Annotated in this window: 7 protein-coding genes; 5 read left to right on the top strand and 2 right to left on the bottom strand. The window is 29.7% G+C overall.

Annotated elements, in window-relative coordinates:
• Together ABJD66_RS02860 and ABJD66_RS02855 are read right to left on the bottom strand one after the other, a co-directional pair.
• Positions 1-1,607 (bottom strand): polysaccharide lyase 6 family protein (locus ABJD66_RS02860; protein WP_348127998.1); only part of this gene is annotated, 1,607 nt, incomplete at its 3' end.
• 255 nt (positions 1,608-1,862) lie between these two features.
• A complete protein-coding gene (locus ABJD66_RS02855) occupies positions 1,863-2,465 on the bottom strand; it encodes a sigma-70 family RNA polymerase sigma factor (RefSeq protein ID WP_100895355.1) in 603 nt (200 codons plus the stop codon).
• A gap of 102 nt (positions 2,466-2,567) precedes the next feature.
• Here ABJD66_RS02855 and ABJD66_RS02850 point away from each other — a divergent pair, with 102 nt between their 5' ends.
• The 5 genes from ABJD66_RS02850 (at position 2,568) to ABJD66_RS02830 (ending at position 10,048) form a co-directional block, all read left to right on the top strand.
• Positions 2,568-3,740: a FecR domain-containing protein gene (locus ABJD66_RS02850; protein WP_348127994.1), complete on the top strand. Its 1,173-nt coding sequence runs from the start codon at positions 2,568-2,570 to the stop codon at positions 3,738-3,740.
• Between the two features lie 118 nt (positions 3,741-3,858).
• The gene (locus tag ABJD66_RS02845; RefSeq protein WP_348127991.1) at positions 3,859-7,368 is read left to right on the top strand and encodes a SusC/RagA family TonB-linked outer membrane protein; all 3,510 of its coding nucleotides are present in this window, start codon (positions 3,859-3,861) and stop codon (positions 7,366-7,368) included.
• Between the two features lie 12 nt (positions 7,369-7,380).
• Positions 7,381-8,787 (top strand): RagB/SusD family nutrient uptake outer membrane protein, encoded by a 1,407-nt coding sequence (locus ABJD66_RS02840; RefSeq protein WP_303543321.1) that lies wholly within the window; start codon positions 7,381-7,383, stop codon positions 8,785-8,787.
• Between the two features lie 38 nt (positions 8,788-8,825).
• Positions 8,826-9,908: a TlpA disulfide reductase family protein gene (locus tag ABJD66_RS02835; protein WP_348127987.1), complete on the top strand. Its 1,083-nt coding sequence runs from the start codon at positions 8,826-8,828 to the stop codon at positions 9,906-9,908.
• Between the two features lie 14 nt (positions 9,909-9,922).
• Positions 9,923-10,048, top strand: coding sequence for a hypothetical protein (locus ABJD66_RS02830; protein ID WP_348127984.1), 126 nt, complete (start codon positions 9,923-9,925; stop codon positions 10,046-10,048).
• The last annotated feature ends 16 nt before the right edge of the window (positions 10,049-10,064 follow it).

Below are 10,064 nucleotides of genomic sequence, written 5' to 3'. Positions count from 1 at the left end.
TCTTTTAGATTTAAACTACCTCCATTTTTAATTTCAAAAAGTGTTTTCTTTTCAAATAAAATAGTTGGTTTTTCTGTTGAGTTAGAAACAAAACTCAAAGGATGATTAATGGCTATTGTTTTAGATAATGTGTAAGGTTCGCTAGCGCTAAGTTCTAATACATCTCCTGCTGAAGAGTTATTTACTGCCTCAAACAAAGTGTTTAAACCAGTTTTTACTTTTATGGTTTGTCCAGAGCCAAAAGCAACGGTTGTATCTTCTTTAGAGTACCAATTTACGCCAGTGTTTTCTTTTTTTAGAATAGCAGCTGGTAATGTAGCTCCAGTATTTAAATTAGTATTAGTAGGAACCAACAAGCCATCTGCATTCTTGTTCCAACTTATTTCTTTAGCCTCAAAACCAGTTTCACTAATTGGTTTAATATTTTTACTTATGATGTTATCTTTAAAGGCAATACCACTTATATCATCATAAACAGTAAAAATATTATCTTTATTTTCATTATAAAAAATGTTGTTTTCCATAACACAGTTTTCTGGTGGAGCACTACGTTCTGCATCACTACCAGCGCAAAGTTGTATATGATTACTGTTTACAAAAGTGTTATTTTTTATAACAGCATCTTTTGCTTGATCATATCTGTTAATAGGGGAGTTGTAAATTCCGTTCATTATTACAAACGCACCTCTAAAACGATAACCAGTTAATCCAATACCATAATTATTAACCACAGTTTGTTCACCATTTATTACTCTTATACCACCGGTACTAGGTTTGTTGTTACCAATAAAAATATTACCATCTACCATTGTTCTATTTCCGTGGCGCATAGTAAGTGTACCTGTACATTCGTAAAAAACGTTACTTTTATATGTGTTTTGACAAGATTTGTTTGATATTATTTCATGTTCACCATTACATCTATCAAAATAATTATTTTCTACAATAGTGTTTGAGTTTGTTCTAGAAAAGTGACTAGTTCCTATACGTAAAGTTTCTCCGCCGTTAGAACCTAAGTTTTGTCTAGGGCCAAAATAATTATGGTCTATTTTATGATCGTTTTCTTGACTTTCCTTTGTATTTAGTCTCACCGTCATAGTTACACCTCTGTTTTTTTTACCAGAAAGATGATTATGATCTATTCTATTGTTTTTACCATAAATTGCAACCCAAGTATCTGGTTCATGGCGTTCTGGGTTACTAAAGTTATCTATAACACATTCTGTTAGCCTAACATTATTTGCTAGTGTTTTAGAATCTTCTTTAAAAGAGATTACTTCATTAGTAGGAGTATAACCATTTTTAAAAACTAATCCTTTAATAATTAGGTGTTCTCCAGAAATACGTAAATTAGATTGTCCTTCTAATGTAACTTTTCCTTTTTCTTCTACAGTCAAAGTAATAGGCTTTTCTGCAGTTCCTTTAGCAGCAAAAAGAAGCTCGGTATTATTCCATACACCATTTGCTAGTGTTAGTACATCGCCAGGTTGTGCTTTTTTTACTGCAGAGTTAAATTGTTCTACATTAGATATTGTATTCTTTTTTTCGGTACAAGATATAATACTAAAAAGTACTATAAATGCTATATATAACGTATGTTTTTGCATAAAAATATAAATTGGTTAACCAGATTGGTTTACCAAATATAAAAATTATAAATTAAAAACGTAATTTATTGGCTTTTAATTTATTAAATACATAAAAAATAAGCCCTAAAAATATGTAGTTGATAACGCATTGTTTAGGTGTTAATTTTACGCTAGTCCTTTGTTAATACTAAGGTAGCGGAAGATATCACTCTTATGAATGGAAAAATTAGGTAGATAAGAAATTTAACTTTATAACAGAAAAGTTATAGAAAGTTAAAAAATGTTTGGGGTGTATTTTTGTGAGCGAAACATTAAAAAGAGTACTGGTTTTATTTTATCTCCTAATTTAGACCTTAAAATTTTAAAAGCTTTTGTTATTTGGCCCTCTACAGTTTTAATAGTAACATCCATTTTATGCGCTATTTCCATATTAGATAGTCCATCTTCTTTACTTAGTAAAAATGTTTTTTTACAGCGTGGAGGTAAGTTTTGTATTTCTATTTTTAGTAATTCAATTTGCTTTTTCAATAAGGCTTCGTTTTCATCTTTAATAAGTTCTTCTAATGCATTTACATGTTCTACTTCAAAAGCTAATATTTTTTTATCTTTTCTATATTGACTAATAAACTCATTATAACAGCATTTGTACAAAAATCTTTTTAAAGAAGTAATGGCTTCTATTTTATCTCTTTTTTCCCAAAGTCTAATAAAAATATTTTGCACTATATCTTTAGCTCCGTCAGAATCATTACAAAAGCTGTAAACGTATAAACATAGGGGGTGGTGGTAGGTATCCATTAAGTAAGATAGCGCTTTTTCGTTCCCATTTTTTAATTCTTTTTTTAACTCTTTTTCATTAGTAAACATCTCTTTCATTTTGTTAAAAATTAATATTAATCGTTGCAATGTAAAAAAAAAATTAAAAAAACGTTGGGGTAGTGTTAAATAGTTGCGTCATTTATATAAAAGCGCATAGGAATGCCAAAATCAGAAAAAATAGAAAAAATAATAACCAAGTATTTATCAAAATCTACCACTAAAAAAGATTTAGATAAATTATTAGACGCATTAAAAAGTGAGTCTACTAAAGAACTATTTAAAAGCTATATAAAGACTAATTATTTAGTTGATTATCACATGAAAGATTTTCAAACAGAAGAAGAAAAAGAAAAATTATTTAAGTTATTAAATAGTAACACTAAAATTTTAAAAAAGAAAAAGCAATTTCAGTTTTTAAAATATGCAGCTTTATTTGCTGTTTTGGTGAGTTTAGCGAGTTATTATTGGATTTCTAAGAAAAACTTTAATATGGCTGATGATGTAATTGTATCTCAAGAGCAGAGTGTATTACCAGGCTCTTCTAAGGCTATTTTAACTTTAGAAGATGGTTCTGATATAGTTTTACATAAAGACAGTGTATATACTAACACAAATAGTAGTGCTGTAAAAAATAAACTTATCTACTCTAAAAAAACAAGTGAGGAATTAGCTCAAGTAAAGTATAACTCTTTAACTGTACCAAGAGGAGGGCAGTACTATGTAAAACTTGCAGATGGTACTGCAGTGTGGATTAATTCTGATTCTCAGTTAAAATATCCAACAAGTTTTAAAAGTGGTGAGACAAGAAAAGTAGAGTTAGTGTACGGTGAAGCTTATTTTGATGTATCCCCTAGCACAGAACATAATGGTAGTAGGTTTAAGGTTTTATCTAAATACCAAGAAGTTGAGGTTTTAGGAACAGAGTTTAATATTAAAGCTTATAATGATGAGTCTTATGTGTATACCACATTAGTAGAGGGCAAAGTATCACTAACAGCAAATGCAAAACAAGATATTTTAAAACCAAATGAGCAAGTTACATTTAATGTAGACACTAAAGAGTATGCTAAAAATATAGTAGATGTTTATGATGTTACCTCTTGGAAAAATGGAGTATTTAGTTTTAAAAGAAAGCCGCTAAAAGAGATAACAAAAGTCTTGTCTCGTTGGTATAATGTAGATTTTAAGTTTACTAATAAAGAGATAGAAGACGTTAAGTTTATGGGAGTAGTTAGTAAAGATTCTCCTTTAGAAGATATATTGTTATCAATTAAAAATTCAGGATTTATTAAATCATATCAAATAGATAAAACAAGTGTAACCTTAAATTAAATAGAAAAAAGTAGCGAAAAAAAAGAACAGAGTCTATGCCGTGGAAAGTTAAGACCCTGTCCCTTAAAAAATTATTAATTAATTAACCAAATGGTTTAACCAACTAACACTCAAATTTATGAAAATAAAAATTATTAACCCCATTTACTTTCGAAAGAGAGCAGGTGTCTTGAAGTTTATTATGAGAATATTTCTGTTTCTATTTTGTACAACCGTATTTAGTTTTACTTCTAATGAAGTATTTTCTCAGAACGCCAAGGTGTTTATAGAAAAAGACAAAGTAATATCTGTAGACGAGGCATTTACTATTATTAGAAATCAAACCGACTATACATTTCTTTACCACGAGGATTTATTTAAAGACTTTCCTTCAATAGTGGTAAAAAAAGGAAGTATAAGAACCAATGAGTTATTAAGTAACTTTTTTGAATTGAAAGGGTACCATTTTTCGTTAACAAAAAATAATACTATTATAATTAGTTCTAAACCAGCTTTAAGTCAGCAAAAAATTACAGGTAAAATTACAGATGTAAACGGTGTACCATTGTTAGGCGTTACAGTTTTACTAAGAGGAACTAGAGATGGTGTTGTTACAGATTTTGATGGTAATTACAGTATAAATGTAAGTAAAGGTAATACTTTAGTGTACTCATATATAGGCTTTGATACAGTAGAAAAAATAGTAGGTACAGAGACTACTTTAAATATTGTAATGAAAAGAAATGCGACACAGTTAGACGAAGTAGTTTTAAGTACTGGTTACCAAAAAATATCAAAAGAACGAGCTACAGGTTCTTTTGATAAGGTAGATTCTAAAGTGCTAGATACTAAAGTGTCGCAAAGTATTTTAAATAAAATAGAAGGAGAATTGTCAGGCCTTTTATTTGATGATGTAGATGGCCCAGTAATTAGAGGTATTGGTTCTTTAGAAGTTGCACCTACACCATTAATTGTTGTAGACGGTTTTCCTATATCTCAGGGTATAGAATCTATTAACCCTAATGATGTAAAAGATATTACAGTGCTAAAAGATGCCGCAGCAGCATCTATTTGGGGTATTAGAGCAGCAAATGGTGTTATTGTAATTACTACTAAAAAAGGAAATAGAAGTAGAAAACCAGTAATAGAGTTTTCAACAAACTACTCTATAACGCCCAAAAATAATTTAGAGGATTTAAAATATGCTTCTACCAATAGTTTTTTAGAGTTTGAAAAACATAGAGCAGACAATGAGTGGAGTTTGTTACCAGAGGGTAATAATCAGCCTGCATTAGGAGCTGGTATAGAAACATATTTAAAATTAAATGAAGGATTAATTTCCCAGGCAGAAGCAGATGCTATTATTAATAGTTTAAGAGGAGTAGATAGTCGTAAAGAGTTTCAGGACTTGTTTATGAACGATTCTTATTGGTCTCAGTACAATTTTGCAATTAGTGGAGGAGGAAAAAATAGTATGTATAGAAGTTCTATATCATACAATAAAAATGAAAATAATAATTTTTTTAAGAATAATGACTCAGACCAACTAATTGCAAATTTAAGAGGCATTTTTAACGTAACTCCTAAGCTAACAATTTCTAATGATTTTAATTTTACTTCTAGTAAAAGAGAATCAAACGGTATGTCAAGCGGAGATTATAGTAATCTTTTTCAATACCAAAATATTTTAGATGCTAATGGCAACCAAGTAACGCAACCTTATGGATTAGGACAAGATTTTAAAGATGAAAAAGTAGCAAGTGGTTACCCATATAATTGGGATCATAATTTAATGCAGGAATTTAATAATAAAGATAATTCTATAGAAGGTACCTCTATACGTATACAAACTGCTGTAGATTATAAAATACTAGATAATTTATCTGTTAGAGGATCTTACCAATATGAGTGGAACAATTCAGAAGGAAATTCTCTTTTTAATGAAAATACATATTATGTTAGAGACCTTGTAAATACATATACAAGAGTAGAAAACGGTGAATTTATTAACCATGTAAATAAAGGAAGTATTTACCGTTTTAATAATGCAACAAATAAAACAAGACAAGGAAGAATACAATTAAATTATAACGAGTCTTTTAATGATAATAAGCATAGAGTAACAGCGTTAGCAGGGTATGAACTTAGGCAGGTTAAAAATACATTTAATAATAATACATTATATGGTTTTGATCCACAAGCATTAACTTCTGCATCTATAGCATTTGGAGAAAGGGTGCCTGTTACAAGCAGTGGAGTAAACCCTACTAGGGCTTTATTAAACCCATCATCTGTAGCATATGAAGAAAATAGATATGTGTCTTACTATGCAAACGCTGCTTATACTTATTTAAACAAGTATACATTAACTGGTAGTATTAGATTAGATGATACCAATTTGTTTGGAGCAAGTAAAGATTATAGAAACATACCTCTATACTCTATAGGTGGTAAATGGGATATTAATAATGAAGGTTTTTTTAAAGGAAAGGTATTTAATACCCTTTCTTTAAGAGGTACATACGGTGTTAATGGTAATGTAGACCGTAATACAGGTCCTTATTTAATTGCAGGAAACTCTAGAAACTATGTGACAGATGTAGAGTTTGCTTACATTAGAAATGTTAAAAACCCTGAGTTGCGTTTAGAAAAAGTTTATGTAACTAATTTAGGAGTAGATTTTGGTTTGTTTAATAATACCATAAGTGGTAATGTAGATTATTATCATAAAAAAAGTACAGATTTATTATCTCCAGTTTCTTTTCCGTCTGTTTATGGGTTTAATAATGCCACAATTAATGTTGGTGAAATGGAAAACGAAGGTGTAGATGTTAATTTGAACATTAATGTTGCTCAAAAAACAGATCTTAAATATAATACAACACTACGCTTTAGTCATAACAAAAATACAGTTACAAAAGTAGATGTTCCAGAGGAAACAGTAACAACATATTTAAGAGGGCAACCTTTAGTTGGTAATCCTTTAAGATATATTTATAGTTATAAATCTGCAGGTTTAGACGCAAACGGAGATCCGTTAACATTAAACGAAAACGGAGAATTAATAAATGTAGATGGTAAAGTAAATGTTGCTGGGACCTTAGAAGAAGCTGCTATAGAAAATACAGATGCTTTAGTATACAGCGGTACAACAACACCTAAATATTATGGTTCATGGGTAAACAATATTAGTTACAAAAACTTTTATGTAAGAACATTAGTTACCTATAAGTTAGGACACGTATTTAGAAACACTAATATTCTAGATTATACAAATGCGTCATCTTATATAACAGCTAATATTCATTCAGATTTTGAAAATAGATGGCAAAACCCTGGAGACGAGAATACAACAAGTATACCTAGGTTGCCATTGCTTCGTTCTGATGCTTATAAGTTAGGTTACTCTTATTACGCTTCTGGAGATCAATTTGTAGATTCTGCATCACACATTAGATTTAAAGAAATAATTCTTGGTTATAATTTTGATAAAAAGGTATTAAAAAACACAGGGATAGATGCTTTTAAGGTTAGTTTACAAGCAACAAATATTGGTTTAATAAACTTTAATAAATGGAATGAAGATCCAGAAAGTTTTGTCTTACCTACCACACCTACTTTTACTCTAAACTTTTCATTTAATTTTTAAAATACAGTATATATGAAACTAAAATATTCAGTATTAATACTTGTATTAGTATTAATTTCAGCTTGTAATAAGGAAGAATGGTTAGATATTAAACCTAAAGGGCAAGTAATACCTACAAATGTATCAGATTATAGATTGCTTTTAGATCAAGTAGACCGCAACGGAGAAGGGTTTCCTAAAATTTCTCCTGGTTTTGGAGTCACGTATGCCAACACAGATCTTATGTCTGATGATTTTACAATTAATGACAATACATTAAATCAATTTTCTCCACAAGCAATAAGAGAATATACTTGGGATAACGATTTATATTTACCTAATGAAGAAGATGGCGATTGGGCAAGATTGTATGGGCAAATATACCCAGCAAACATTGTTATAGATGAAATAATGTCTGCTGAAAATGGATCTGAGTTAGAAAAATTAGAAATTTTGGCAGAAGCAAAAATACAAAGAGCATTTAGTTATTTTGCTTTGGTAAATATGTATGGTTTGCATTATAATGAAAATGCAGCTTCTAACCCAGGAGTACCAATGCGTTTAGACTCTAATCTAGAAGGGGCAGATTTATCTAGAAAGTCAGTACAAGAAGTCTACAACTTAATAATAGAAGATGTAAAGAGTTCTTTACCTTATTTGCCAGACCTACCAGAATCTAATAACCACAAACACAGGCCATCTAAATCTAGTGCTTATGCGTTTTTAGCAAGAGTTTATTTGTATATGGCAGAGTATGATAAAGCTTTAAAAGCAGCAAATAGTTCATATGCAATATACAATGCCATAAATAATTATAATGATTATGGTTTTTATTTTGATGTTTTATATCTAGATCAACCACAAAATGACAAACAATTATTATGGGTAAAAGGATCTCCTAATCAATATGATTTATTAATTGCTAGCGATGAATTGTTTTCTATGTATCAAGATGATGATTTACGTAAAACAATGTTTTCTCCAATTTCTTTCTTTTTTGGTATCCCTGAAGATGGCTATGTACTAGGTGCACCATTTTTTACAAACTATAGAGGTTCTGGTTTTACAGTACCAGAAGTGTTATTAATTAGAGCAGAGTGCAATACACGCCTAAATAATTTAGACTTGGCTTTAGCAGATATAAACTTAATTAGAGAAAATAGATTTAAAACAGGAACGTACACACCTTTAGTAAGTACAGATAAAACAGAGGTTTTAAATATAGTTAAGAATGAAAGAAGAATGGAGTTAGCGGGCGCTAGCTTACGCTTGTTTGATCTTAAACGTTACAATGAGTTTGATAATGCAAATATTTCATTGTCTAGAAACTTAAACGGACAAACATACAGCTTACAGGCCAATGGTAACAACTGGGCTTTACCAATTGCAAGAAAATATATTAACGCTACACCAGAAATAGGTGAAAACATAAGAGATTAAATTAATCTCTTATGTTTTAAAAAAAACACACATTTAAGATGAAAATAAAATTTATAGCACTTATGCTATCTGTATTTCTATGCAGTGTAGTTAGCTGTCAGTCAAAAGAAAAAGTTAGTAAAACACAAGAATGTATTATTACAATACAAACAGGAGAAGTAAAAGAAGGTAAAGTAGTAATTTACCCATATCAAAGTCTATCTTCTAGAGAAGAGGCAGAGAGGTTAACAATAACTAAAGATATAAACTCTTCTAAAACCATACTAAAGTTAGATGGCTCTAAAGTATTACGTAATGTAAATATACAATTGGCTAATAAAAATTATAGGTTAGAAGTATTTACGGGCCCCATAGCTATAAATATTAAACTAGAAAATGGAGAATTTATAATTGATGAAAATGAGTACCAAAAAGAGTTTTTAAGTATTAGTGAAGAATTGGGATACCAAAGAATGTCTAACTTAAAATATAAGAGAAATTTAGCAACTAATGATTCTATTTTTATGGCAGACTATGCCCAATCTTTATTAACAGCTATAGACAAGTACCCTAATAGTTATGTTTTGCCAGCAATAATTAATAAGGAGTTTTGGGCAGCAAAAGCAGCTACACTACAACAAATACTTAATGGTTTCTCCCCAGCGGTTAAAGATTCTTATTACTTAACATCTTTAGATAAAAGACTTAAGTCAGAATTAACTACTGCAGTTGGTCAAAAAGTTCCTTTGTTTACAATTCCATATGCAGATAAAGAAGGCAATTTTAAAATATCTGATTATAAAGGTAAATATGTTTTAATAGATTTTTGGGCGTCTTGGTGTGGTCCTTGTCGTCAAGGAATTCCTAATCTAAAGGAAATACATAAGTCATTTAAAAATAAAAACTTAGAGATTGTTAGTATATCTACAGATGCTGTAAGAAAAGATTGGGAAAAAGCTGTAGAGCAAGAAAAAATGCCTTGGATACAATTGCTAGACACCAAAGAAGTATCTAATAGTTTTAACATAACGGCAATTCCTCACATTGTTATAATAGATCCAGAAGGTATTATTGTTTCTAGAGGTAACTTTCATGAAGAAAAACTCTGGGAAGAGCTTGCAAAATATGGTTTTAAAAAATAATCTAATAGTTAAAAATGAAAGAAATAATATATATACTTTGTGCTTCGTTTTTAATAGCGTCTTGTAAAAATACTAAGCCAGAAACTATAGATTATGTTATAGTTTCTGGTAAAATAGAAAATGCATCTGTACCTAGCTAAAAAGTTAAAAAAAATT

The sequence above is a fragment of the Cellulophaga sp. genome (genome assembly GCF_039943695.1).
Taxonomy (GTDB): Bacteria; Bacteroidota; Bacteroidia; order Flavobacteriales; family Flavobacteriaceae; genus Cellulophaga.
The sequence above is the reverse complement of the archived record's forward strand: the minus strand, read 5'-3'. Positions and strand labels throughout refer to the sequence as shown.

Excerpts from the sequence above, each read along its gene's own strand:
- ABJD66_RS02855 (WP_100895355.1), bottom strand. The coding sequence starts at position 2,465 with ATGAAAGAGATGTTTACTAATGAAAAAGAGTTAAAAAAAGAATTAAAA.
- ABJD66_RS02850 (WP_348127994.1), top strand. The coding sequence starts at position 2,568 with ATGCCAAAATCAGAAAAAATAGAAAAAATAATAACCAAGTATTTATCA.
- ABJD66_RS02845 (WP_348127991.1), top strand. The coding sequence starts at position 3,859 with ATGAAAATAAAAATTATTAACCCCATTTACTTTCGAAAGAGAGCAGGT.
- ABJD66_RS02840 (WP_303543321.1), top strand. The coding sequence starts at position 7,381 with ATGAAACTAAAATATTCAGTATTAATACTTGTATTAGTATTAATTTCA.
- ABJD66_RS02835 (WP_348127987.1), top strand. The coding sequence starts at position 8,826 with ATGAAAATAAAATTTATAGCACTTATGCTATCTGTATTTCTATGCAGT.
- ABJD66_RS02830 (WP_348127984.1), top strand. The coding sequence starts at position 9,923 with ATGAAAGAAATAATATATATACTTTGTGCTTCGTTTTTAATAGCGTCT.